The sequence below is a fragment of the Candidatus Aminicenantes bacterium genome (assembly GCA_026393795.1).
In the GTDB taxonomy this organism is placed as follows: domain Bacteria; phylum Acidobacteriota; class Aminicenantia; order UBA2199; family UBA2199; genus UBA2199.
This window is the reverse complement of record JAPKZL010000014.1, coordinates 1-23,208: the sequence shown is the minus strand read 5'-3', so window position 1 is coordinate 23,208 and position 23,208 is coordinate 1. Positions and strand designations below refer to the sequence as shown.

General features: G+C 51.2%; 27 protein-coding genes. 8 read left to right on the top strand and 19 right to left on the bottom strand.

The genetic code is table 11. The annotated features are described in order from the left end of the window. Nucleotides 1-4: 4 nt before the first annotated feature. The 4 genes from NTW95_00735 (at nucleotide 5) to NTW95_00720 (ending at nucleotide 3,540) form a co-directional block, all read left to right on the top strand. Nucleotides 5-1,081 carry a serine hydrolase gene (locus tag NTW95_00735; protein ID MCX6555952.1) on the top strand — a complete coding sequence of 359 codons (1,077 nt, stop codon included), beginning with the start codon at nucleotides 5-7 and terminating at the stop codon, nucleotides 1,079-1,081. A gap of 67 nt (nucleotides 1,082-1,148) precedes the next feature. Continuing rightward, nucleotides 1,149-2,162 (top strand): hypothetical protein, encoded by a 1,014-nt coding sequence (locus tag NTW95_00730; GenBank protein ID MCX6555951.1) that lies wholly within the window; start codon nucleotides 1,149-1,151, stop codon nucleotides 2,160-2,162. A 35-nt stretch (nucleotides 2,163-2,197) separates the two neighbouring features. Further along, complete coding sequence (locus NTW95_00725; GenBank protein MCX6555950.1) at nucleotides 2,198-3,274, top strand: S41 family peptidase; 1,077 nt, start codon at nucleotides 2,198-2,200, stop codon at nucleotides 3,272-3,274. An 8-nt stretch (nucleotides 3,275-3,282) separates the two neighbouring features. Beyond that, nucleotides 3,283-3,540, top strand: coding sequence for a hypothetical protein (locus NTW95_00720; protein MCX6555949.1), 258 nt, complete (start codon nucleotides 3,283-3,285; stop codon nucleotides 3,538-3,540). A 47-nt stretch (nucleotides 3,541-3,587) separates the two neighbouring features. Here the strand turns inward: NTW95_00720 and bfr are convergent, their stop codons facing one another. From bfr to NTW95_00685, 7 genes are all read right to left on the bottom strand, one after another. Beyond that, nucleotides 3,588-4,055 (bottom strand): bacterioferritin, encoded by a 468-nt coding sequence (gene bfr, locus NTW95_00715; protein MCX6555948.1) that lies wholly within the window; start codon nucleotides 4,053-4,055, stop codon nucleotides 3,588-3,590. A gap of 147 nt (nucleotides 4,056-4,202) precedes the next feature. Beyond that, the gene (locus NTW95_00710; protein MCX6555947.1) at nucleotides 4,203-4,982 is read right to left on the bottom strand and encodes a tetratricopeptide repeat protein; all 780 of its coding nucleotides are present in this window, start codon (nucleotides 4,980-4,982) and stop codon (nucleotides 4,203-4,205) included. Nucleotides 4,983-5,085: 103 nt separating this feature from the next. Further along, entirely contained in the window at nucleotides 5,086-6,246 is a 1,161-nt protein-coding gene (locus NTW95_00705; GenBank protein ID MCX6555946.1) for a glycosyltransferase, read from the bottom strand. Continuing rightward, a complete protein-coding gene (locus tag NTW95_00700; protein ID MCX6555945.1) occupies nucleotides 6,246-7,475 on the bottom strand; it encodes an NAD(P)-binding protein in 1,230 nt (409 codons plus the stop codon). The genes NTW95_00705 and NTW95_00700 overlap by 1 nt, the downstream gene beginning before the upstream one ends. Beyond that, a complete protein-coding gene (locus NTW95_00695) occupies nucleotides 7,472-8,473 on the bottom strand; it encodes an MraY family glycosyltransferase (GenBank protein MCX6555944.1) in 1,002 nt (333 codons plus the stop codon). Before NTW95_00695 ends, NTW95_00700 begins: the two co-directional genes overlap by 4 nt. Next, nucleotides 8,470-9,396, bottom strand: a complete 927-nt coding sequence (locus tag NTW95_00690; protein ID MCX6555943.1) for a glycosyltransferase family 2 protein — start codon at nucleotides 9,394-9,396, stop codon at nucleotides 8,470-8,472. Before NTW95_00690 ends, NTW95_00695 begins: the two co-directional genes overlap by 4 nt. Before the next feature lie 39 nt (nucleotides 9,397-9,435). Continuing rightward, nucleotides 9,436-10,617 carry an aminotransferase class I/II-fold pyridoxal phosphate-dependent enzyme gene (locus tag NTW95_00685; GenBank protein MCX6555942.1) on the bottom strand — a complete coding sequence of 394 codons (1,182 nt, stop codon included), beginning with the start codon at nucleotides 10,615-10,617 and terminating at the stop codon, nucleotides 9,436-9,438. A 49-nt stretch (nucleotides 10,618-10,666) separates the two neighbouring features. Between NTW95_00685 and NTW95_00680 the strand changes: the two genes are divergently transcribed. Next, the gene (locus NTW95_00680; protein MCX6555941.1) at nucleotides 10,667-11,635 is read left to right on the top strand and encodes an NAD-dependent epimerase/dehydratase family protein; all 969 of its coding nucleotides are present in this window, start codon (nucleotides 10,667-10,669) and stop codon (nucleotides 11,633-11,635) included. A 7-nt stretch (nucleotides 11,636-11,642) separates the two neighbouring features. Here NTW95_00680 and NTW95_00675 read toward each other — a convergent pair whose 3' ends face one another. The 9 genes from NTW95_00675 to NTW95_00635 form a co-directional block, all read right to left on the bottom strand. Then, entirely contained in the window at nucleotides 11,643-12,119 is a 477-nt protein-coding gene (locus NTW95_00675) for a hypothetical protein (GenBank protein MCX6555940.1), read from the bottom strand. 84 nt (nucleotides 12,120-12,203) lie between these two features. Next, the gene (locus NTW95_00670) at nucleotides 12,204-12,611 is read right to left on the bottom strand and encodes an Rrf2 family transcriptional regulator (GenBank protein ID MCX6555939.1); all 408 of its coding nucleotides are present in this window, start codon (nucleotides 12,609-12,611) and stop codon (nucleotides 12,204-12,206) included. Between the two features lie 118 nt (nucleotides 12,612-12,729). Next, on the bottom strand, nucleotides 12,730-13,728 hold the full coding sequence (locus NTW95_00665; protein ID MCX6555938.1) for a tetratricopeptide repeat protein: 999 nt from the start codon (nucleotides 13,726-13,728) through the stop codon (nucleotides 12,730-12,732). 81 nt (nucleotides 13,729-13,809) lie between these two features. Then, nucleotides 13,810-14,154: a hypothetical protein gene (locus tag NTW95_00660; protein MCX6555937.1), complete on the bottom strand. Its 345-nt coding sequence runs from the start codon at nucleotides 14,152-14,154 to the stop codon at nucleotides 13,810-13,812. A gap of 82 nt (nucleotides 14,155-14,236) precedes the next feature. Then, nucleotides 14,237-15,445, bottom strand: coding sequence for an aminopeptidase (locus tag NTW95_00655; protein MCX6555936.1), 1,209 nt, complete (start codon nucleotides 15,443-15,445; stop codon nucleotides 14,237-14,239). A 104-nt stretch (nucleotides 15,446-15,549) separates the two neighbouring features. After that, nucleotides 15,550-16,164, bottom strand: coding sequence for a flavin reductase family protein (locus NTW95_00650; GenBank protein ID MCX6555935.1), 615 nt, complete (start codon nucleotides 16,162-16,164; stop codon nucleotides 15,550-15,552). Nucleotides 16,165-16,242: 78 nt separating this feature from the next. Next, nucleotides 16,243-17,316, bottom strand: a complete 1,074-nt coding sequence (locus tag NTW95_00645) for an aldo/keto reductase (protein ID MCX6555934.1) — start codon at nucleotides 17,314-17,316, stop codon at nucleotides 16,243-16,245. Beyond that, on the bottom strand, nucleotides 17,309-17,881 hold the full coding sequence (locus NTW95_00640) for a Maf family protein (GenBank protein MCX6555933.1): 573 nt from the start codon (nucleotides 17,879-17,881) through the stop codon (nucleotides 17,309-17,311). The genes NTW95_00645 and NTW95_00640 overlap by 8 nt, the downstream gene beginning before the upstream one ends. Then, nucleotides 17,878-18,318, bottom strand: coding sequence for a helix-hairpin-helix domain-containing protein (locus NTW95_00635; GenBank protein ID MCX6555932.1), 441 nt, complete (start codon nucleotides 18,316-18,318; stop codon nucleotides 17,878-17,880). The genes NTW95_00640 and NTW95_00635 overlap by 4 nt, the downstream gene beginning before the upstream one ends. A gap of 116 nt (nucleotides 18,319-18,434) precedes the next feature. Here NTW95_00635 and NTW95_00630 point away from each other — a divergent pair, with 116 nt between their 5' ends. The 3 genes from NTW95_00630 (at nucleotide 18,435) to NTW95_00620 (ending at nucleotide 21,295) form a co-directional block, all read left to right on the top strand. After that, the gene (locus NTW95_00630; GenBank protein ID MCX6555931.1) at nucleotides 18,435-19,016 is read left to right on the top strand and encodes a hypothetical protein; all 582 of its coding nucleotides are present in this window, start codon (nucleotides 18,435-18,437) and stop codon (nucleotides 19,014-19,016) included. A gap of 40 nt (nucleotides 19,017-19,056) precedes the next feature. Further along, nucleotides 19,057-20,508, top strand: a complete 1,452-nt coding sequence (thyX, locus tag NTW95_00625; GenBank protein MCX6555930.1) for an FAD-dependent thymidylate synthase — start codon at nucleotides 19,057-19,059, stop codon at nucleotides 20,506-20,508. Nucleotides 20,509-20,614: 106 nt separating this feature from the next. Next, nucleotides 20,615-21,295 (top strand): hypothetical protein, encoded by a 681-nt coding sequence (locus NTW95_00620; protein ID MCX6555929.1) that lies wholly within the window; start codon nucleotides 20,615-20,617, stop codon nucleotides 21,293-21,295. Between the two features lie 224 nt (nucleotides 21,296-21,519). On the opposite strand, the gene NTW95_00615 is transcribed toward NTW95_00620, so the two are convergent. The 3 genes from NTW95_00615 to NTW95_00605 all read right to left on the bottom strand — a co-directional run. After that, nucleotides 21,520-21,789: a type II toxin-antitoxin system RelE/ParE family toxin gene (locus NTW95_00615; GenBank protein ID MCX6555928.1), complete on the bottom strand. Its 270-nt coding sequence runs from the start codon at nucleotides 21,787-21,789 to the stop codon at nucleotides 21,520-21,522. After that, nucleotides 21,786-22,013: a hypothetical protein gene (locus NTW95_00610; protein ID MCX6555927.1), complete on the bottom strand. Its 228-nt coding sequence runs from the start codon at nucleotides 22,011-22,013 to the stop codon at nucleotides 21,786-21,788. Before NTW95_00610 ends, NTW95_00615 begins: the two co-directional genes overlap by 4 nt. An 83-nt stretch (nucleotides 22,014-22,096) precedes the next feature. Then, on the bottom strand, nucleotides 22,097-23,208 hold a 1,112-nt coding region (locus tag NTW95_00605), incomplete at its 5' end, for an NCS2 family permease (protein ID MCX6555926.1).

Below are 23,208 nucleotides of genomic sequence, written 5' to 3'. Positions count from 1 at the left end.
AAAAATGAAAAATTTTCAAACCATATGCATGATTGCCCTTGTTTTACTGGCCATCGTAAGTCCTACAGCCTGCCAGAAAACGGAAGTCACCCACCAGTTCCCTTTAGCCGAAAAGCACAATATCGATGAAGCTCAGCTTAAAACAGCATTCGAGGCATTCCGACAGGTTGCCGGTGCCATAAGCATGATTGTCGCCCGCGATGGGGAAATTATCGCCGAAGAGTTCACCAACTTCAACGACTATGGACCCGACAATACAAAAAATGTCATGTCGGTCACCAAAAGTTTCACAGGAGTGCTGGTCGGCTTGGCCCTTGACAAGGGATACATCAAGAGTATCAATGATCCGATCAGCAAATATCTGGCCGGGATAGTCACTTTCCCTGATGAAGTCAAAGCAAATATCACCATTGAACAACTTCTAAAAATGTCCTTCGGCCATGCCTGGAATGGTACCGGTCCGGATAGCCTTTACAGCACTTATATCGCCATGCCCGATCATTTGCAATACATCATTGATTTACCGTTCGTCGCCCAGCCGGGAACGGTCTTCAATTACAGTGACGGCGCTTCACATCTGCTCTCGGTGATCATCACCCAGGCAACCGGAGAGAATACGCTGGATTTCGCCAAAAGCAATCTGTTCGATCCCCTTGAAATATCCGACTTTCTTTGGACCAAGGATGACAGGGGCTACCCCAATGGCGCCTGCGATCTGCAATTAAGGCCAAGGGATATGGTCAAGTTTGGCAATCTGATTTTGAACCATGGGCGGTACAATGGGATTCAGGTGGTTCCGGAAAGCTGGATCAATGCCATGACGACAACAAAAATCTCGACTAATGATACGATTCCTTATGGGCCCGAGTATGGCTATCAGATCTGGATCGGCAATGCCTATGGGCGCAAGCATATATTTGCCATGGGCTGGGGCGGACAGTTCATCTTTATCGTTCCCGATCAAAACCTGATTGTCACCGCAACCTGCTGGACGCAAGGGCTGGACTGGACGCAGGCGGGAAATCATTGGACTGATATTATTAATATTATAGTTGGTCAGGTTTTGCCAGCAGTTCATTAATAACGGCAATCACGTTTAACCCGCAGGTGATTAAACAAAATTAAAATAGAATGAAAGGAGGAAAATAATGAAAAAATGGATCGGTTTAAGCGCATTGCTGCTGGCATTATCCATTATGGCCTGCAGTCCCAAAACGGAAACGGATGACACGACGCCGACCGAACCACAAGCATGGGAATGGCGGCAGATAGCCAATTTCGGGGGCCAGGCCCAGCGCGGCTCAATGACATTTGCGATCGACAATGCGGCATACGTGGTTTCGGGCATGGGCAACAGTTTTGTGCCCCATAACGAATGCTGGAAATACGATGCCAGCGCCGATACTTGGACCAGCAAGACTGCATTTCCGGGAACCGCGGTCATCGAGGGCGTAGGTTTCGCGATCGCGCAAAAAGGCTATCTCTGCCTGGGCAGCACCAATGGTTCCGCCGGAGCGGTCAATGACCTGTGGGAATACGACCCGGCCGCGGACCACTGGACGCAAAAAAGCGCTTTCCCCGGCGCAGCCCGATCGGGTTCGGTGGCTCTGGTCGTCAATCAAAAAGTTTATATCCTGGCTGGGAGTAGTTCGCTCGGCTCGGAAAAGGATGTCTGGGAATATGATCCGGCCGCCGGCCATTGGACCAAGAAAGGCGATTTCCCTGGCGCCGGCCGCTTTCTTCCCGCCGGATTCGTCATCGGCGGCAAAGGCTATGTCGGCACCGGCGTTTTGGGAGGACCGCCATTCATTGCAGCCAACGATTTTTGGGAATACGATCCGGCCGGTGACACATGGACAAGAAAAGCCGATTTTCCCGGCACGGCTCGCGGCTACGCGCTCGGATTTTCCGTCAACGGCAGGGGTTATGTGGGAATGGGGATGACCAATATCGACAGTACCGGCACCAACATGACACTGTCCAAGGAAATATGGGAGTATGACCCGGCCGGCAACAGCTGGGTGGCCAGGGGCGAATGCGCCGGCCAAGCCCGGGTCATGGCCGTTGGATTTGTAATCGGATCTTACCTATACATCGGCAGCGGCAACAATGCCAGCGGCCAAAACCTGCGCGATTTCTGGCGCATGCGCCCGACGCAATAGCATAGTATAGTAAAAATGCCAAGGAGAAATAAAAAATGAAAAAATTACTCGGTCTGAATCTGTTGCTGCTGCTTGCCTGCACTGGCTTGTTTGCTCAGGAAAAGTTATTGATTGATGCAAAAACAAAGAAAGAGGTTGTAACCAAAGTTGCTCAATTAATGAAGGAGAAGTATGTCTTTGCCGATATCGGCGAAAAGATGGCCAAGTACATTCAGCGACAACAAAAGAAAGGAGTGTACGCTTCTTTTTCCGAAGTGAAACCATTCTGCGCAAAACTGACATCTGACTTGAGAGAAATCAGTAATGACAAGCATTTATTTGTATTCTACAGCCCTGAAGAAGCCTATCAAGTAAAAGCATACAATAAAATGTTACCGGAGGAAGAAATAAAAAAAGTAAAGGATCGGGACTATGAAATTGATAAAAGAGGAAATTTCGGATTTAAAAAAGTCGAAATTCTTGATGGGAATATAGGTTACCTTGAAATAAAATATTGCTCGGATACTGACATATTGGAAGAAGCTTTAAATGGAGCAATGAAATTTTTATCAAATTCGGACGCAATCATTATTGACATGCGGGATAATGGCGGCGGTGAAATGAGCTCACTTTTGCAAAGTTATTTTCTCCCGGCGGAAAAAATCCTTTTAGGCAGCGCCAATTGCAGAGATGCATCGCAAAATAAACAATCCTGGTCAATCCCGGATATTCCCGGCAAGCATCTGCCTAATATTGAATTATTTATCCTTACAAATTCCAAAACATTTTCAGCAGCTGAAGGATTCACTTACACGATGCAAAAACTAAAACGAGCGGTAGTGGTTGGTGAAACGACAAAAGGCGGTGCCCATCCCATAGATGTTTTCATTGTAAAGGGAGACATTTTAACCCAAATATCCATATGTGAATCATGCAATCCCATAACCAAATCCAACTGGGAAGGAACTGGCGTCAAACCGGATATTGAAGCGAAATCAGAAGATGCGCTCCATGTTGCCCGCGTTACTGCATTGGAACATATTCTGGAAAAAATAACAGATAGCGAATATAAAGATGAGATAAAATTATTGTTGACAAAGTTGAAAAATAATCCTTCGAAAACTGCGGAGTAGAACCCGACATGAAGAAATTGAAGGTTTTACTTTTAGCAATTTTCTTGACTGTTGTTGCAATAGCCGGTTTGGCTTGTCAGAGAGATAAGGAACCCGTTGAACCGGGCAATAATGATCTCTCCACTCCAGGCGGACTTATCGCTTTTTATTCCGAACGCGATGGCAATTATGAAGTGTATACCATGAAAGCCGATGGAACAGAGCAGAAACGATTGACATCCAACCCGTACTGGGACGGCTGGCCCGGTTGGGGGAAAAAAGACTAGAAACTCCCGCAAGATGAAAAGCACTTCTCAGAAATGAAACTAAAGAATCAACCGACCTGGGTGGTTAGAAAGATAGCCGCGCCCATCTGGGAAATTTGGTCCTGCAATTCCTCGATCTTGTCGATGTGGGCGTCCTCGTCATTCAGGATCTTTTCCAGTACTTCGCGGGTGGCAAAATCGGCCAGTTCCCCGGCCAGCTTGATGGCCTGGTTGTAGGCCAGAATCGCGCCGGCCTCGGCCGCATGGTCGTTGGCCAGCTGCTTGGTCGCATCGGCGCCGATGGTTATTTTTTTCAGGCCGGAAACAACCGGGATGCCCTCCAAAAACAGGATGCGCCCGATCAGTTTCTCGGCGTGCTTCATTTCGTCGATCGCCCTTTTTTCAAAATGCTTGTGCAGTTTTTCATAACCCCAATTCGCGTTCATTTCCGAATGCACCATGTATTGATTGACAGCGGTCAGTTCGTCGGCCAGAAGCGCATTCAAGATCGCGATCAGTTTCTTGTTCCCTTTCATTTTATCCTCCATACTGGTTTTGCCAGCAAGGAACCATTTCGGCTCCTGGTCCATTCTATAAGAATGCCGGGAAAATGTAAAGCGCTGAAATAGCTCGCGCCTTGAGCATGAAAACATCCGTAACGTCCGGAAAGTCTCCCGAGCCTGTCAATGTTTCCCGCGCCGGAACAGCGAGGGCAGCAATTTACCCAGCAGCGTTTCTCCTTTTTCAAGCAGTAAGGCGGAATGGCTTTTACCAGGGCCGGTGATCTCGGCCAGTTTTTTCAGGGCCAGCTCATGTTTTGGCTCGAGCTCGAGCGCCCTGCGAAAATAGCTTTCGGCGCGCTTCGGCAGGTGCTCCGAAAAAAACAGCATGCCTAGGGCGACGACGTGCTCGGCATTCCAAGGCTCAATGGCAGCGGCCTTGGCGAGATTTTGCTCGGCCTGACGTTTCAGGGATGGCACTTCGCTTTGGCACAACCCCAGCAATAAATAGTAATCGGCTTTGGCGGGGTTGTTGCGGATCGCGTCCTCAATTACCGCTATGGCTTTCTGGTAATTTTTCTGGTGGAACAGGGTCAATGCCTTGCGATAGAGGGATTTGGCAAATTCAACGGTATCTTCCTTGGCATCGGGAGGAATGAATTCCTTGTAGCCGCGTTTTTCATATTCTCCCCGCTGGCCGAAGTCGCTGAGGACCAGGAAAGCACGCTGCAGCTGCTGGGCCAGCACCCGGCCCCGCTTGGCGGTTTCGCTGTCCCCCAAAGCGGCCAGCCGCTTGTCTGACAATTCGTCGGCCAGTTGGTGATAAGCCGCCGCGATTTCCTTTTGGGTCGCCGCCAAGGTCAATCCCAGCAAAGTGAAATAATTGTATCCCGGTGCTCTCAGCCGCGCCGTCAATTCATCGATACGGGCCGCCAAACCGGCATGCTGTTCTTCATTGTTCACAAAAGTACCCCCCTGGTCAATTCGCCTTGTTTAATTTTAAAGCACGCGGATTTTTTTTGCAAGCAGCACCGCTTTTTGTTTTCCAGCATTTTTTCAACCGATCTCAGCTCCACTTAAAACCTGAATGCATCAGCAGGCTCTGGTACAGCTCTTCCTGGCGACTGACCATGACTGCCGCGTCCCATTCACCGAAATCCTCTCCGTCATAACCCCCCAGGCGGTCGCGCAGAATCGGATCGGCAGCCAGCTTCAGTATAGAGGCGGCGAAACGTTCATGGTCGGTAACCGGAAACAGGTAGCCATTCAGACCGTCGCGGATGATCTCGCGATTCCCGGGGATATCGCTGGCGACAACGGCCTTTTTCTTCATGCGGAGCTGGACCAAACTTTGCGGAAGGCCTTCCCAGAGCGCGGTCGATATCCCGATATCGAAGCAATCGATCACATTCTCCGTGTCCGCTAAAAACCCGGGCAGGCGAAAATTCCGTGCCAGGCCGCGCCGTTGCAGCTCGCGCTCCAGTTCCGGGCGCTGCTCGCCGTCGCCGGCGATAAAAAATTGCACGGCCGAATTTTGGCTGATGACACGAGCCGCAATATCCAGAAGATGCTGCAGCCCTTTTTGTGGCTTGAAAGGGGCGATGATGCCGCAGACGAAAGAGCCTTCGTCCAATTGAAACGCGCGTTTTAAAGCGGTTGTGTCGGAACCATGAGCGCGGAATTTTTGCAGCGGGAAACCGCTGCGGATCACTGAATAATTTTTGCCAAGCAGCTTGTGTGCACGGGCCGATTCGATGTCGCCGGCGGCGACAAAAACAAAATGCGTGGTCAGGGGACGGCAGATTTTTTCAAATAAAAGGTAGAAATTTCTTTTCAAGAAAGGCTGAAACGGGGAAAAGGAAAAACCGTGCACCGAATGGATGACGATCGGCACCCGGGCCGCGAAAGCCGCCAAACGGCCCAGGATGCCGGCCTTGGAGGAATGGGTGTGAACAATCTGCGGCTGGATGCGTTTCAAGAGGCGGATCAGCGAAACCAGGGCCAGCAAATCCTTGCCCGGCCGGATCTCCCTGGCCAAGGCCGGGATGAAGACCATCCGTTCCGCCCCGGCCAGCCGCGCCTTCATCGAACCGCCCGGGCCGCTGAGCAGATAGGTATCGAAACGGAGCGGATCGAGATGCTCGGCCGTGTACACCGTGTTGATCTGCGCGCCGCCCAGTTCCAGCTTGGTAATCAGATGGACGACGACGGCGCGGGAATATCCCATCAGCCGTTGATCAGGGAAGCCGTGTCCCGGGCGTTCTGGATGTCATCGGCCATCGAGGAGTAATTCCAGCTGCCGTAACGGCCAATAGAAAAAATCCGCTGCCGCCGTAAAAATTCAAGGGCCGGCGGTACCAAGCGCGGCCACTCGCGGTCAAACACAACATAAGAAACCGGTATTTTTTTCAAATCGTGAAACAGGATCTCGTCCGGACAGGCGATCATTCCCGTTTGCGCAAGTGCCAACGCCATATCCCGGAGTACTTGTTGACGGTCAAGGCGATCGCTCGCCCGGACGGTTTTTTCCAAATACACGGCGGTCGTATTTCCGCCCTCGGGGTAGTATCCGACCCGGTAAAACGGCGTCGCGGCCTCGGGGAGATAGAGCCAGTGAAAATGGCGCCGGCGGCGGGCCAGCACCGCATTGACCACCAGCGTGGACAGGTGATCGAGCCGCTGCCAGGCGAAAGGCGCTTTCGGCTCAAGGATGGACAAAAACTCTTTTAAAGGCATCGTATTGATCAAGTTGTCATAGGCATAGCTTCCCTTGTCGGTGTATACCTTTTTTCGCTGGCGGTCGACCCGCGTTATCCGTTCATTAAGGCGGATGCGCTGCCGGACGGGTTGGCTGTAACTTTCAATGAATTCCTGCGCAGCGTGCCGGGGATAGAAAAAAATCGGGTTGAAGCCTTCTGCAAAGCATTTTTTTTCAACTGCCCCTCGCCGCACTTCATCCTTGCTCGGAATTGGGATGCTGCCTTTATCCATATTGGCCAAAAGTTCGTCCAGCGGCCGGCCATAGAATTTTCCCAGGAACGGTTCAAAAAACAGATCGAGCAAATGCCGGCCGAAATTGGCCAGGAGGAACTCACGCAAGTTTGCGGCCTGCGTTGCACCGGCGCGAAGGATTTCCTGCAGAATAATCGCGCGCCAGCACGCCGGCAGATAGGCGAGATGGTATTGCAGCGAAAAGGGGATAAAGCGCTGCAGCAGAAAAACCTTGCTGTTGCGTTGATATGCCTTGAAGGCATGGAATTTTTCCACATATTCCTTAACCGCCGTCTTGTTTTGAAAGTGGAAGTAATGCCCCCCATGGTCGAAGGCCAAGCCGTTGACCCGATACTTGCCGGACAGCCCGCCCGGGCGGGCGTTTTGCTCGAGGATCAGGCACTCGTTCTTCAGGATGTGGCCCGCGCTCAGGCCGGAGATCCCGGCCCCGATGATGATGGTCATTCCATTTTCACGCCGGCCAGGATCACGCCCAGAAAAAGGAAAAAACAAACGAGGACAACGCTGCACAGCAGGGTGATTCTGGGCGTCGAGAAAAAATTGAGGACCACCGCTCCGGAAAGCAGCACCTGCAACAAGATAATGGCGCTGACGGTCTTTCGCGAAGACCAATTTTTTTTGCGGCGCAAACGCAAGGCAAAGTGGTCGGGGCTGCCCCGGAATGGAGTTTTCCCCTTCAGGATGCGCAACATGCTGACATAAACCAGATCAAAAAGGGGAATGCCCATGAGAAACAGGCTCGATAAAAACGCCAGCCGGTTGAAGCGGGTATAGCTGGCCATCATGGTCAGTGAACCGATGATCAATCCCAGGATCATGCTGCCGGCATCCCCCAGATAGATCCGCGCCGGCTCCCAGTTGAACTTGAGAAAGGCCGCCAGAGACGCGGAGAGGCTGAGAGCCAGTATCGAAACCAGAAAATCGCCATTGTAAAAGGAGATAATGAAAATCGTCAGCGACATCAGCGCGCCGACCGCTGAAGCCAGGCCGTCCATGATGTCGATAATGTTGAAGGCATTGATGGTGGTCAGGATCCAAACAAACGAAAGGAGGACATCGAGCCAGGGGGGGAAAAAAATCAGGTCGATGGTGATGCCGCTTTTGAGCAGGATGTAGGTGGCCATGATCTGAAACAAAAGCTTGATCCCCGGGGTCAGCGCCTTAAAATCATCGAACAAGCCCACCAGCAGCAAGATGGAACTGGCAAAAAGAATACCCAGCAATTGCTGGTTGAAATTGAAAAGCAGGCTGATGGGGAAGATGAAAGCGAAATAAACGATGACGCCGCCCATATAGGGCACGGGCTGGGATTGTTTTTTCAATTTCCCGTCAGGCTGATCCATGAGCTGGTAGCGGAAAGCGACACGCTGGGCCAAAGGGGTTCCGTAGAGGGTCAAGAGAAACGACAAGATGAATGTCAGTACCAAGACGACTTCATTCATGTCCCTTGTATCTGTCTCCTTTTTTTCCAGGCGCGCTTGAAAATATTCCCGGAACCGGCCATGGCGATTATAATTTTCGGTGCCCGGATTGTCAAGGCGCATGTCCACAGCAGGTCTTTGCCCAGGATGAACGGCAGGGTCCACCAAAAGCGGGAAAAGCGGAAATTTTTGATCAAAGTCAGATAGCGGTTTTTGAGCAGATGATAGCGCAGTTCCGCCGGCCGCGCCATGGCCAGGGAGAAGCGCGACAGCCAGGTTTTCTTCAACGTGCCGCTGCGGAAATGGTAGGCCACGGCCTGGGGGGTGAAAAAAACCTTCAAACCCAAGAGCTGGGCCCGCCAGCCAATATCAAAATCCTCCCAGAACATGAAGAAGTCTTCATCGTAATATTCAGCGCCGATTTTCAGCTTTTCCAGGTCTTTTCTCGAGAACACGGTCGCCGCTCCGCAGACCGAGAACACTTCCCCCGCGCCCAAACGAACGCTGGCCAATTTCCGGCCAAAACCGATCTCCCGCGGATGCAAGGCCGGAGAAAAGGTTTGCCCGGCCGAATCGATCGTCTGGCGGTCAAAACGCAGAAGCAAGGGCGCGAGCATGGACGCTTGCGGATGCTCGGCAAAAAATCGCAGCACCTGCTGGTTGAAATCATCGGCCAGATAGACGTCGGCATTGGCCACCAGCACCAGCTCGGCATCGGCGCCGGCGATCCCCAGGTTGGCGGCGGCGGCGTAGCCGATGTTGGCGGCGGGAACCAGTTTCTGCGCGCCGGGAAACGTTCCGATGATGCCGGCCGAACCGTCGCTGGAATTGTTGTCGACAACGATCACCTGCTTGAAGGCGACAGTCTGCCTGAAAAGAGAAGACAGGTTCTGCTGCAGAAATTTATCCGAATTAAAACTGACGACAACCGCGCTGATATCCACTGGCCGGAATGGCGATGACTTGGCGTCAGCCAGGCCGATTTAAATCAACCCGAGGGCCTTTCCGCCCCGCTTGAAGCCTTCTAGGATGAAATTCAGGTCGTTATCAGTATGGGTGGCGGTGAACGAGGTTCGGATCAGCGAGTCCTCGGGCGGCACGGCCGGGGCGATGACCGGATTGGTGAAAATGCCGTAGTCCCGTAAAAACTTCCACAACATGAAGGTTTTTTCCAAATCGTGGATGAAAACCGGAATTATGGGAGTTTCGGTGTTGCCGGTATGGTAGCCCATGGCCGTTAGTTCCTTGTTCATGATCCGGGTTATTTCCCATAGCCGCTTGCGGCGCCCGGGTTCGGTCTGGATGATTTCCAAAGCCTTATGAGCGGCTCCTAAAGCGGCCGGGGTGATGGAGGCGGAAAACATCAAAGCCCGGGCATGATGCTTGATATACTGGATAATCTTGCTATCCCCGGCCACAAACCCGCCCAATGAGGCAAATGACTTGGAGAAGGTGGTCATCACTAGGTCCACCTCATCGATAAGACCGAAGTGCTCGGCCGTCCCCCGGCCCTTTTCACCCATCACTCCGACTCCGTGGGCATCATCGACCATCAGCCGGGCATTGTATTTCTTGGCCAGCTTGACGATCTTGGGCAGATTGGAAAGATCTCCTTCCATGCTGAATACACCGTCGACGACGATCAGCTTCCCCTTGTCTTCAGGCTGGTGGGCCAGTTTTTCCTCCAAATCCTTCATGTCATTATGCTTAAATTTGGCAATATGAGCGTAAGAGAGACGGACCGCGTCCATGATCGAGGCATGGACCATGCGATCAAGGATGATCACATCGTCCCGGCTGCCCAACGCCGAAATCGCCCCCAGGTTGGTTTGCATGCCGGTGGAAAAGGTCAAAGCCTCTTCCTTGCCCATGAAGTGGGCCAATTTTTTTTCGAGTTCCACATGGAGCGAGTAGGTGCCGTTTAAAAAACGGGATCCGCAAGTCGAGGTGCCGTATTGCCTCACCGCCGCGATCGCGCTTTCCTTGATCCGGGGATCGTCAAAAAGCCCCAGATAGTTGTTGGAACCGACCATCAGGATCTTTTTGCCCTTTACCCAGACATGATTGCCTTCAACTTTTTCGATTTCGGTAAAATAGGGGTACAAACCGGTCTGCTTCGCTTCATCGGCCCGGGTGAACTCAAAACATTTTTTAAACACGTCCATGTTTTACTCCTCGTTTGCAAATTTAAAACGGATTATATAGAATTGCCGCATGAACATACTCGTAACCGGAGGCACGGGATTCGTCGGCAACCACCTGATCAGGGAGTTGCTCAAGGATAAAGGAAACACCGTGTATGCCCTGGTGAGAGACCTGAAGAAACTGGAACAATTCGACTTCCACGATCGCGTCACCGCCATTGCCGGCGACCTGTTCACGGCCGAGGCCTTCCCGGCGGATATCGAAATGGTTTTCCATCTGGCCGCCTTAACCAAGGTGATTTCCCCGCGGGAGTTTGTCCATTGCAATCACCAGGGCACAATGGCGCTTCTTGACAAGTTACGGCCATTGAAAAAACTGCGCAAAGTGGTTCTGCTTTCCTCATTGGCCGCCGCCGGCCCCAACCGGCAAATCCCCTGTTTAAAAGAGGGGATGCCGGACAACCCGGTTTCGTTGTACGGGAAAAGCAAATTGGCCCAGGAAAAAATAATCCAAGCGTACAGCCCGGCCCCATATATCATCATCCGGGCGCCGATCATTTTCGGCCCGGGCGACATGGACATGCTCACCATTTTTCGCGTTCTCAAAAAGGGGATTCTGCCCGAGCTCGGCCGCGAGCAACGCATGTATTCGGTCATATACGTTACCGATTTAGTGAAAGGCATGCTTGCCGCCGCCAACAGCCCCGGCCAAAACGAAACGTTCTACATCACCAATGTCGAGCCCATTCCATGGGACGATTTCATGCTTGCCGCCCACCGGTCGATGGGGGGAGGAATTCGCAAGGTCATGGTCCCCGAAACACTGGCCTGGTTCCTGGCCGAGCTTTCCGAGCTGCGCATTCGCATTTCTAAAAGAAAAACCATTTTCAATCGCGACAAATTCCGTGAAATACGCTTCCCGGTCTGGACATGCTCCGCGGAAAAAAGCAGCGATCGGCTTCATTTTCAACCCCTGCGCCCGACCGATTCCGCCCTGCGCGAGACCGTCCGCTGGTACCAGGAGCAAAACTTGTTATAGGCCGACTTCATTTTTTTTTGATCTTGTAATTTTTACGGGAAATAAAATTCGCGGCAAATTTTTGTGTGGTTTTGACCGACCAGTTGTCCTGGAAAAAAATGGTAAAAACGATTTCGCCGCTAACCGACAGGTTCCCCAGCAGCGCCGATTCGCTCAACTTGAAAGGCACCTCGATTTCCTTTTGCGGATCCAAAAAAATCCCTTCTTTTTCCTGGGTGATGGGCAAATTCAATTCGGACCCGGCAAAAAAAATTTTTGAAAAAGAAAGATTCTCGTTTTCATCCAGTTTGATCAAGAATTCGGGGTTGGATGATATTCTGACCCCGTTGCGGACGACAATTTTTATTTTGAGTACGCCCTCGTTTCCCTGCCTGATGGAACGGGGGGAGACCGCGCACTCGATCTTTAAGAAATCTTCCTGACAAAAAATAGTGCCAAATAGCAAAAAAAATCCGCTTAAAAAAACCGCACCATATTTGTTCATTATTCTTGTATCGATACTACTATATTTTCGGCCTTTTGTCAACCGGCCGACCCCTGTCGGCGGGGCCCGGCCCAGGCCAAAAAATCAGAGCCGGGCCATCTTATTGTCCAAAATATCGCGTATGGTTATCGGCAAAAAATGCATTTGCAATGTTTTTTCCAGCATTTCCCACACTTGCTTGGCCTGGCAGGAATCCCTCAAATCGCATTTTTTCCCCAGTACGCAGTCGGTCCATGACAATTGCTCGCCATAAGCGTCCAAAATCATGCGGATATTGATATCCACGGGGTTCTTGCTTAGTTCGTACCCCCCGTAAATTCCTTGCGTGCTTTTGATCAAACCGGCTTTTTCCAACGGTCCGGCCAGTTTCCTGAGATATTTGGGAGAGACATGCATGCCGTTTCCCAATTCGGTCGTATTCACCAGCTTGTTGGCCTGGGCGATGGCGATAACCATGCGCAAGCCATAGCGAATCTTGGTATTGATTTTCATGCCAGGAAATATAACCTTTTTAGGTAAATCTGTCAAATCTTGCCTTGCCCAGTCGAGGTCGAAAGGTATTGGGTAAAAAAAACCCCCTGTTTTTTGGAAAAACAGGGGGTTTTAATGATTACTTTTCTTTGGAGAGATCCTTCATAAATTGTTCGGTGGCCAATTTCCGCTTGCGCAGTTCCTGGAATTTCGCCACCATTTTTTCAGCTTCTTTGTCATAAACGGCCTTCTTCAACGGTTCGGCGATCGTTTTTTGCCGGTAGAGCAAGCTCATGTAGGCCCAGGGATCGGGGAAAGTGGGGGACAATTCAGTGGATTTATTCAAGGCATCAAACCCCTTCTGGACCACTTGCAGGCGTTCAACCGGCCCCATGACATCGGCCGGGGTCTGATAGCTCTTGTTCCAGCAGACAACGCCCAAGCGATAGTAGGCATCGGCGAGAAGCTCCGTCTTTTCCTTTTCTTCCATGCTGGTGTTTTCGGAGATTTTTTGAATGCGGACTTCATGATTCTTTATGGCGTCATCCCATTTGCGCTTGTCCTGGAAGAACCCGGCCAAATAAAGGTAACCTTCCGGATTGGAGGGATCTAGGGCGATCCGTTTCTCATACATCTCGATGGCCTTGTCGTACCTGCCGTTGTTGCTGTAAAAACCGGCCAGGTTGTAGTAGGAGACGGGGTCATTGGGGGTGAACTTCTGGATTTCCAGGTAGTATTTTTCAGCCAGTTCGAAATTCCGCATTTTATCGTTGATATCACCCAGCGACTGGATGATATCCTTGTTTTCGGGATTCAATTCCAAAGCCTTCTGCAGATATTCAGTCGCCTTGTTGCCGATATCCTTGTTCTTCTCGGAATCGTCGCCGGGCTTGTAAACCGACACATAGCTGCTGCCAAGGTAATAAAAAGCAGCTTTCAGATCGGGATTCAGCGCCAGGGCAGCCTCGTATTCAACAATTGCTTTCTTGTACTTTTCCTCGTTGAAAAAGCGGTTGGCCATTTTAAAGTGCTTGTTGGCTTTTAAATTGCTTATCTTCAATTGATCGCAGCCGGAAAAAGAAATTAAAATAAAACTGGTCAAGCATAGTACAAGCAGGATCGACCCTATTTTTTTCATAGAAGACCTCCTAAGCAAGATAACTTTATAATTTAATATTGTAAAAAAGTCAAGTTCTTATTGAATAATTTTTCCAGAAACCTATTTTATGCGGTAGAACCACATTAGAAAAAGCCAAAGATCCTGGATATATGGGATCGATTTGTTGTTTAAATAAATCTTGGTGGTCTCATGCTCCTTGACAAGCTCAAAAAGATTAAAAAGATCCTCCACCTCGGGGGGGAAAAAACTGGCGTAGGCCTTGTAAAAATCCCCCTCGCCGTCCTCGAGGAAATACTTGTTCTTCCTGGCCAGCGCCAGGGCTTTTTCAAAATTTTTGGAATAATGCTTCTGAAAACGGATGGTGATCTTGAATTCCCGGTTCGCCTGGCGTGGGTTGATGATGTTCTGCAGTTTCTCTTCCTGGATCTGCTGCCGTGTGTCCATTTTTTGATTATAGTACAGCCGCATCCGCAAGTAAAGCCGGCATAAATCCGGAAGAAGCGACAGACGGTGAAGGGAAAAGCGATCAATCGATGTGCAATTTCTCCTTGACTTCCGGCGTCAGCGCATTCTTGTTGATCAGGATGGCCGTGGTCTTCAAACGGAAAAAGGAACGGGAAAGATAGATGTAACCCTGGTTGGGCTGGTCGGTCCCGCCCGAATTCTTGGTCAGATAGAACTTGCCTCCGTTCTGTTCCCGGGCCAGCCCCACGATATGCATCAGGTGGTCGTCGGTGGTCGAAAAATTATCGAAGGTCTTTATCCTCATCTCCTGGGTGATCTCCCTCTCGGGCACCGGTCCAAAGACCTTTTCATTCCGTTCCGCTTTGGTCAGGTCTTCCCAATCTTTTACAGGAACGATGGCGTAGCCGCTGCCATGCTCGGTATCACTCCGGCCGCGGGAAAAATCCCTTTCGCTGACATCGCCGTCCCAAACCAGCGAATGGCCGTTTTTCAAGGCCTGATCGACGATGTTTTCCAGATCATCAATGGGGAGATTGTAATAATTGGCGTCATAGGTCCAGTTATCGGGAATTTCCAATCGGCATTTCTGGTAGTACGGGTAAATATCATACGAGGTCAATTCGATGTAATCATCATACTTGAGCTGCAGATAGTCGTCAGCAAAGCTTTTTGGAGTGTAAGTTACCCCGTGGTATTCGAAGGACGGGGGAACCTTGCCCAGGTAGATGTCCAGCACGGCTTCATACGCGTCAAGCCAGCGCGGGGTGACGCGGGTTCCGTCCCTTTTTAGCACTCCATCCAGGATCCCTTGCAGCACCGCGACCATCTCGCCGTGATTGTGCCGTTTTTCGTCGATCGTCATCCCGGGATAAACCGATTCCGGGACAATGCCGGAACACTTGATCGATTCCAGCACATCGTGGCCCTGCCCGCCCTGGCTGTGATTGGCGTTGCCATGCAAGCGCACGTAATTGACCGCCTTCCTGGGGTAGGTATTCCTTACCACGACCATTTCCGAAAGGTCCAGTTCTTCCTTGCCCAGGCGCAGCAGTTCCGACTCTAAATAGGAAATGGTGGAAAAGCACCAGCAGGTTCCGGTTCGATACTGGTTTTTGACCGGCGTGCGCTTGACCGAGCCGATCACTTTGAAAACGTATGCCGGTTTATCGGCCTTGCCTTCTTTGCTCTTCGCGGCGACCGCGCCCGGGAGCATGGACAACAACAACGCCAGCCAAACGAGTAAGCGGAACAAATTCTTTTTTGCATCCATGGGCACCTCCAAAATCATAGGGTTCATGACGGCTCCGGGACCATGCTAGAAAAAAAACATTATTTTTTCAAATTCGGAATTCTCCCGCCGCATGCGCCGCGTCATCATTGGGCTTGCTTTTTGTGGGGCAGGCGACGCTTTTTCTTTTGTTCGACTGAAAATCCGAACTTGCCGATATGCCTCCCCAGCCGATAATAATGGCCATGGCAATAACACAGGGGCTCGGCCGCGGCCAGGTCGAAAAATCCATTCCTGGGGTTGAAATAACCGGGATCGGCATGAACCGCCAAAATTTCAGCGACGAACATATGGTGGCTGCCCAGTTCGCGGATTTCCTTCACCCGGCATTCCAGGTTCACCGGCGATTCGCCGATGAGCGGGGCGCCGATGAATTTCGCCGGCAGGGGCGTGAGTTTCATCTCCTTGAACTTGTCGAACTCGCGGCCGCTTTTTACCCCGCACCAGTCAACGGCCCTGGCCAGGGCGGCCGTGGTCAGGTTGATGGCGAATTCACCGCGGGCACGGATGATGCGGTATGAAAAGCGTTCCGGACGGATGGAAATCGAACACATGGCCGGGTCGGAACAAACGACACCGGTCCAGCCGATGGTGATGATGTTGTGCGCCCCGCCGTACTCGCCGCAGCTGACCAGCACCACGGGCAAAGGGTATAGCATGGTGCCTGGTTTCCAGAGCAATTTTTGCGAATTCCTTGGCATGGGACCTCCGCCCGGCGACTGTAGCACAGCCGGACGGCCCTGTAAAGAAAAAACCTGCCGGTCCACCGCCTGGAAGTTTCAGATCTTTTTTGTTTGCCGATCATCCGCCGCTTTGTCGGCCAGCATTTTTTCCCAGGTAGCGCGGAAGATCTCTGGGCTAGGCAGATGGTAGGGGCACTTGGCGACGCATTCGCCGCAAGCCACGCAGTCCTTGTAGGTTTTGGCCAGCGCGTCGATCCGCTCCCAGACCCAATCGCGCAGATCGTATAAAAAGTAATAGTTTTTCAAGACATGCAAAAACGCGATCGGCAAACCTTGCGGACAGGGCATGCAGTATTCGCAACGCCGGCAAAAGCGGTCGCCCAGGCGGTCCTTCTCCTTCTGCAGGCGGACGGTTTCCTCTACGCTTGGCGGCGAAATGTTTTCCAGGGCGGCCACATTTTCGGCAACCTGCTTTTCGGAATCCATGCCCGGGATAGCCACGTCAATGCCCTGGTTGAAGATAAAGCGGAAGTTCAGCTGGATCTCGCGGATGTTGCCGCCGCCGATCGGCTTCATGGCGATCACCCCGATCTGCCGTTGCCTGGCCAGAGGGACCAGGTCGGCCAGGGCATCGGTTTCAATGAAATTACTAGGGATCTGGATGGTCGCGAAGGGGAACTGGGCCAGGGCCAGCTTGACGATCCGCGGTTTGTGCCCGGAGAGGCCGATATGGCGGATCTTGCCCTGCTCCCTGGCCTTGACCAGCCCGGCCACCGCCCCGTCGTCGGCGAGGGCTTTGGCGAGATCGCCTTCACTGGCGATATTGTGACATTGGTACAGATCGATATAATCGGTCCGCAAATGCCTCAAGCTGGCTTCGATATCCTGCAACATTTTTGCCGCGTCGCGGCTGAAGGATTTGCTGGCGATGACGACCTGGCTGCGATGGCGGGAAAGGATCCGTCCCATCTTGCTTTCACTATCGGTATAGATGCGCGCCGTGTCAAAAAAATTGATCCCGGCGCCGACGGCATTTCCCAGAAGCCGGTCCGACTGCGCCAAAGTCAGGCGCTGAATGGGGATCCCCCCCATGCCCATGCGCCGGACCCGCAAGCCGGTGGCCCCCAACGTCACATCCTTGCCGAGTCCCCGCCCGCTCGCTTCACTCATACAGATTCAAGCCCCTGTCTTTCACCATGCGGTAGAACAGGTTCAAGGGAAAACCCATGACGTTAAAATAGCAACCTTCGATCCGTTCGACAAAAATGGCGGCCCGACCCTGGATGGCATAGGCACCGGCCTTATCCAAGTAACTCTCGCGCTCCAGATAGAAATCGATCTCGCTATCGGCAAGTTCCTTGAAATAGACGGCGGTGCGGGAAATTTCAAAACGGGTTTCGCCCTGATGCATCAGCGAAACTCCGGTCAGCACGTCGTGCCGCTGCCCGGACAATTGCCGCAACATCCTAAAAGCGTCGCTGCGATCGACCGGTTTGCCGATCAGGGCATTGTTCAGCAGCACGACCGTGTCGGCGCTGATCAGCAGGTGAGAATAAAATTTCTTCCGATAGACGTCGATCCCCTTGGCAATGGCCACCCGCTCCAGAAAAAGCGCCGGAGTTTCGCCCGGGCGGATGATTTCATCGACATTCGGGATGATAATTTCCGGGTTCAAGCCGATCAGCTTCAGAAGTTCTTGGCGCCGGGGCGAGGCCGAAGCCAGGACGATTTTCATCTTTCGAAAAATTCCTGAATCTTGCTCATGGCCGGGGCGGCGATTGCCAAGCTTTCCCCGCTGCGTAAAAATAATTTCAATTCGGCCAAGGATTTTATTTGGTGATGGGAAAAAATTTTCAGGATGGTTTTCGGGCCGATGCCCTTGATCTGCGCCAGCTCGTACAAGCTCCCGGGAAATTTTTTAAGCATGTCTTCCAGGATGTGCAGGGAGCCGATGATGACCAGATCCTCCAGCTGCTGCGCCAGAATCTTGCCGACGCCCTCGATTTTCATCAAATCTTCTCCGGCCAGAAGCATGTCCTCGATGGCGGCCGGGTAGTCATTGATGTTCTTGGCGGCCCGGGCATAAACGGCGATTTTGGCGTCACTTTCATCCTGCAGCGACAGGAAAAAAGCCGTTTTGTCAAAAATCCTGGCGATCTCGTGGTTGGTCATGGGATGATTTTTTCAGTGGCCGTTTTTTCATTCTTGAATTTCATAAACTGAATCATAACAAAGTTTAGCGAAAAAGTAAATTTGACTTTCAGCGCGATCTTGCCTAAAATCAAGTAATGCACAAGATCGCCTTTTCTGGAATCCCGGGCAGCGGCAAGACATCGATATTGACGGAAGTCAGGAAAATACTTTCGCTGAAATCCAGGGTCGAGGACGTCCCCGACCTCCGCTTGAGCAGCCCGTTCGATTTCGATCAGAAGGCCGGCTTCATCAGCCAGTTTTTTTTCATCAGCAATCAAATAAATGAAGAAAATATCCGCTCGCTGAACCAGCCCGATTACCTTCTCTGCGATTGCTCACTGCTGGATCACTGGCTGAAGTGGAAAAAATTCCTGAGCGAGAAAAAAGCAAACAACCAAATGGAAGAAAACAACCGGCTGCTGGAAACCCTCTACCGCTTCTGGATCGGCTCGTATGCCGTGATATTCCGGGTGCGCATCGATGGCAAAGAGCTGGAAAAGAGAATCCCCAAGAGCGGGTTGCGCGACCACGAGCATGTCCATTACGGGCCGATGGACAAGCTGTACGACCAGATCGTCCAGGCCGATCAGATCCCCGCCATCGATATCTGGAACAACCAATCGGTCGATGAGAGCGCCCAGGAAGTATTGAAGCGAATCGCCGACTTGAAATTATAGTAAGAATTCAATGTTGTTTTAAACCGTTCGGGAGGAGACATTGCGGGTTAAATTGGCCGGTTTCAACGTAGACAGCGCCATGCTGAAGCGCCTTAACCGCGCCGGCCGCGCTACCATGACCCCGGAAACCCTCAGTGCCGCCTATGCCAGGATCAGCCGCAGTCCCCTGCCTATCGACCAGCTCAGGAAAAAGGCTTGCCAGGACGTCGAGAAAGCCAGAAAATCAAACCAGAAGATCATATTCGCCATGGGGCACCATTCGGTGGCCGAACATGCGGTTTTTAATTTTGATATCATGGGAATTTCCCGCCTGGCCCTTGAGGAAATCGAAAGATTCCGCCTGGTTTCCTACACCGAAAAATCGCAGCGCTACGTCACCCTCAGCGGAGATTACATTCTCCCCGACGAGATCAAAGAGCCGGCGTTGAAAAAACTGTTCCAAAGGACCATTCTGCTGCAGAACCAGTTCTATGCCAAGGCTTTCTCCGCCCTGTGCGCCCATTGGCAGAAACAATACGCCCGGGCCGGGGAAAGCTCCTCCGAGCGAAAACTCCTGGAAGGCAAAGCCAAGGAAGATGCCCGCTATATCCTCTCCCTGGCCACCCAGGGGCAGGTGGGCATGACGATCAACGCCCGCAATCTGGAGCATCTTTTTCGCCGCTGCAACTGCAGCGCCAGGAACGAAGTGCGCAAGCTCGCCAAAAAAATGCACGCCCTGGTCATGCCCATCGCCCCATCGATTATCCTGTTCCCGGAGCCGTCCCGGTTTGACCGGGAAGCGAACCTGGCCCTTGAAAAACATTGGCCGGACATCCCCCTCGCCGCTCCCCTGAACGCGCCCGGCGAAGCCGAGATCGTTTCCTGCAGCGAAAACAGCGACGACCTCGTCCTGGCTTCTTTCATGAGCAGCACTAAAAATATTTCGTTCCCCCAGGCCATGGGGATTATGCGCCAGACGAGCTTCACGAAAAAAAAAGCCATGTTCAGGGATTTTTTCGGCAAGATCCAGTTTTTCGATGCGCCGCCGCGGGAATTTGAGATGGCCGAGATCTCCTTTCAAGCGCTGATCAGCGCCGCCAATTTCGCCCAGCTTAAACGCCACCGCCTGGCGACGCTGATCGTAGGCGACTACCGGCCGGAATTCGGCAATGTCGTGCCAAAAAGCGTAACCGACGCTGGGCTGGCTAAGGAATTCAAGCGCATCATCGACCTGACCAACAGCGCCTATTTAAAAATAAAAGCGGCATACGGTCCGGCTGCCGACTACATTCTGACCAATTCCCATTGCCGTTGCATCCTGATGAAGATGAATCTGCGGGAAATGTATCATTTCGTACGCCTGCGCGACGACGAGCACGCCCAATGGGATATCCGCCATTTGGCCCACCAGCTGGCTGAAAAAGTCAAAACCCTCATGCCGCTCAGCGCCATGATGCTTTGCGGGAAAAGCGACTTCGATCGGGAATACAAAAAAATTTATCCCGAAATTTGACTTCAGGACCTAGCACCTATATTCCTTTAGGGAAATTGATTTTCCTATTAGTTAATATAGTTCCCCATTTAAAACAACATGAGTACATGATAAAATTATTTTCAAGATGAAAAAAACACCGGCTTTTATATTTGCTATATTGGCTGCAATCAATGTGTCTGGTCAAGATGTTGAAATCATATCTAAGACAAATGGATGTTATTCAAAAAATGATATCAAATTCATCCTTGAAATCGCAAAAAACTATTCGACGCAGGGAATAAAAAAGATCATCATTGCCTCTCCAGAAGAAGAACCTAACTATCCGATTTATCGGGGAGCCAGGGTCATCTTCGAACCAGAAATCATTGGAGATTACATCATTAAGCGGGTCGTCAAAATATTCAACCGGAAATGGCTGCATGGCTTGTTTGATAAAGAAAAGATAAAATACAAAATAGATTGCTGGTTCACGATCCTCGATGACCGCTATCACCAATTCGAAGTGTGCAGACGTTTCCCTATCAAAGACCGGATACTCGACATCCAAATAAACAACGAGATTTCATATTCAAAAGCGCGGAGCCTGCTGGAAGCGATTGAAGGTAAAACCTACGAAATGCAAGAGAAGTATCTGGACCAACTATCCATCAATATGGAATTGATTCGTTCCATCAGTTTCAATCCAAAAACAGATGAATACTCATTCAATACATCTGAGAGTGGCATCAGTGGGAACACCTACTATTTCCGCCAAGATGAAAATGGCAGATTCATCCTTGTCCGTCATGAAGTTTGGGTGACATGATGGAGGTTTAAGTGAGGTGGTTTTGACAAATAATACCACTTTACTGAAAGTGATTTTGAGATAGTAAAAATATAGGTTTTTTGAGGAATTGGTTTCTACAGCCAGGCATTTGGAAAAGGACGCGCCAGGATCGATTCTGAGGTGCGATCGAGAAAGAGATATTTTAGGGCGCGGGTAAAGCAAAAGCAGCGGTTATGAATAAGATTTACCTTGACTGCCGGAATTTATAAATCTTTGTAAACTTCCCGGCGATGGCCAATGCGGACAATGGTGATCATGATTTTCTTGGCGTCCTTATGGAATATCACGCGGTAACTGCCGACCCGCAACCGGAAATAATCATATTTTCCCTTTAGCGGTTTCAGGTTCCCGGACATGGATTCGAAATCAGTCGCCAGCTGCTCGATTTTCTTTTTAATCAGCAGTTGGTAGGGCCTGTCTATCTTGGCTAGTTCCTTTGCGGCTCGCTCTTCATAAAAAACGCTGTATCTCACAAGCCGAGTTCTTCGTAAACGTCTTTGGCGGGGATCAGCTTGGACTTACCCTTCTTGACGTCGTTCATCCTTTTATCGGCGATCTTGATGTCCAGAATATCGAAATAGAGCATCAGGGCTTTTTCCACGATATGGCTCTTCTTTTCCTTGAGTTCAACGGAAACGGTATTGAGTTCATCGATGATATCCTGATCAAGGGTGAAAATAACTTTTGGACGGCTCACCTCGCACCTCACATATATAAATATATATTCAATTGTATGTATTGTCAAGTCTTTTTTTATTTATAACCTGCCGGGCAATTAACTCAGGAAATGTAAAAATCAATGGCAAAAAGCAGGGCCACCAAGGCCAGCAGCGGATGAATTTCCTTCCATTTCCCGGTCAGCAGCTTCAGCATCACGAAGGAGATGAGGCCGTACCCGATCCCCTTGGCGATACTGAAGGTGAAAGGGATCATGGTGATGGTTAAAAATACGGGCAGCGCAGTGCTGATATCATCCCAACAGATGGAGCGCACACCGGATATCAGCAGAAAACCGACCAGGATCAGGGCCGGCGCCGTAGCGTAACTGGGAACGATGGCCACGATAGGCGTGAAAAAAACCGCCAGCAGAAAAAGGCTTCCGGTAACCACCGAAGTCAGGCCGGTGCGACCGCCTTCGGCGACTCCGGCGGCGCTTTCAACGTAAGTTGTCACCGAACTGCAACCCAACAAACCGCCGCCGACAGCCCCCAACGAATCGACCAGCAGAATATTTTTCAAACGCGGGATTTGTCCGTCTTTGTCCATAAAGCCACCTTGTTCACCTACCGCCACGACCGTGCCCATGGTATCAAAAAAGTCAGTGATCAAAAAAGCGAAAATTGTGGTCAGCAGTCCCAGGCGCAGGGCACCCGGGATATCTAGGGCGAATATGGTTTTAAAATATTCGGGCCTTATCCCGGCCACCCACACCTTGGGTAGGGCAACCAGGCCGGCCAGCACTGCCAGTACCGTACAACAAATGATGCCCAGCAAAAAAGAGCCCTTGATTTTTTTGGCCATTAACCAGGCGCTGAGCAAAATTCCCGCCAAGGCAATCAGGCTTTCGGGACCGATTTTGCCGAAAGTGATAAGCGTCGCCGGACTGGAAACAATCAACTTGGCATTCTCCAGGCCGATCACGGTAATTAACAGGCCGATGCCCACGCCAATGCCCCGTTTCAGATCCAAGGGAATCGCGTTCATCACCTGATTACGGACATTGGTCAAAACCAAGAGGGTGATGATGGCTCCTTCAATAAAGATGATGCCCATGGCTGTCGGCCAAGGCACTTTCATGCCGATGATCACGCCGTAAGCCAAAAACGCGTTCAAGCCCATACCCGAAGCCAGGGCCAAAGGATAGTTGCTGACCAGTCCCATGAGGATGCTCA

Excerpts from the sequence above, each read along its gene's own strand:
- NTW95_00735 (MCX6555952.1), top strand. The coding sequence starts at position 5 with ATGAAAAATTTTCAAACCATATGCATGATTGCCCTTGTTTTACTGGCC.
- NTW95_00730 (MCX6555951.1), top strand. The coding sequence starts at position 1,149 with ATGAAAAAATGGATCGGTTTAAGCGCATTGCTGCTGGCATTATCCATT.
- NTW95_00725 (MCX6555950.1), top strand. The coding sequence starts at position 2,198 with ATGAAAAAATTACTCGGTCTGAATCTGTTGCTGCTGCTTGCCTGCACT.
- NTW95_00720 (MCX6555949.1), top strand. The coding sequence starts at position 3,283 with ATGAAGAAATTGAAGGTTTTACTTTTAGCAATTTTCTTGACTGTTGTT.
- bfr (MCX6555948.1), bottom strand. The coding sequence starts at position 4,055 with ATGAAAGGGAACAAGAAACTGATCGCGATCTTGAATGCGCTTCTGGCC.
- NTW95_00705 (MCX6555946.1), bottom strand. The coding sequence starts at position 6,246 with ATGGGATATTCCCGCGCCGTCGTCGTCCATCTGATTACCAAGCTGGAA.
- NTW95_00700 (MCX6555945.1), bottom strand. The coding sequence starts at position 7,475 with ATGACCATCATCATCGGGGCCGGGATCTCCGGCCTGAGCGCGGGCCAC.
- NTW95_00695 (MCX6555944.1), bottom strand. The coding sequence starts at position 8,473 with ATGAATGAAGTCGTCTTGGTACTGACATTCATCTTGTCGTTTCTCTTG.
- NTW95_00685 (MCX6555942.1), bottom strand. The coding sequence starts at position 10,617 with ATGGACGTGTTTAAAAAATGTTTTGAGTTCACCCGGGCCGATGAAGCG.
- NTW95_00680 (MCX6555941.1), top strand. The coding sequence starts at position 10,667 with ATGAACATACTCGTAACCGGAGGCACGGGATTCGTCGGCAACCACCTG.
- NTW95_00675 (MCX6555940.1), bottom strand. The coding sequence starts at position 12,119 with ATGAACAAATATGGTGCGGTTTTTTTAAGCGGATTTTTTTTGCTATTT.
- NTW95_00670 (MCX6555939.1), bottom strand. The coding sequence starts at position 12,611 with ATGAAAATCAATACCAAGATTCGCTATGGCTTGCGCATGGTTATCGCC.
- NTW95_00665 (MCX6555938.1), bottom strand. The coding sequence starts at position 13,728 with ATGAAAAAAATAGGGTCGATCCTGCTTGTACTATGCTTGACCAGTTTT.
- NTW95_00660 (MCX6555937.1), bottom strand. The coding sequence starts at position 14,154 with ATGGACACACGGCAGCAGATCCAGGAAGAGAAACTGCAGAACATCATC.
- NTW95_00655 (MCX6555936.1), bottom strand. The coding sequence starts at position 15,445 with ATGGATGCAAAAAAGAATTTGTTCCGCTTACTCGTTTGGCTGGCGTTG.
- NTW95_00650 (MCX6555935.1), bottom strand. The coding sequence starts at position 16,164 with ATGCCAAGGAATTCGCAAAAATTGCTCTGGAAACCAGGCACCATGCTA.
- NTW95_00645 (MCX6555934.1), bottom strand. The coding sequence starts at position 17,316 with ATGAGTGAAGCGAGCGGGCGGGGACTCGGCAAGGATGTGACGTTGGGG.
- NTW95_00640 (MCX6555933.1), bottom strand. The coding sequence starts at position 17,881 with ATGAAAATCGTCCTGGCTTCGGCCTCGCCCCGGCGCCAAGAACTTCTG.
- NTW95_00635 (MCX6555932.1), bottom strand. The coding sequence starts at position 18,318 with ATGACCAACCACGAGATCGCCAGGATTTTTGACAAAACGGCTTTTTTC.
- NTW95_00630 (MCX6555931.1), top strand. The coding sequence starts at position 18,435 with ATGCACAAGATCGCCTTTTCTGGAATCCCGGGCAGCGGCAAGACATCG.
- NTW95_00620 (MCX6555929.1), top strand. The coding sequence starts at position 20,615 with ATGAAAAAAACACCGGCTTTTATATTTGCTATATTGGCTGCAATCAAT.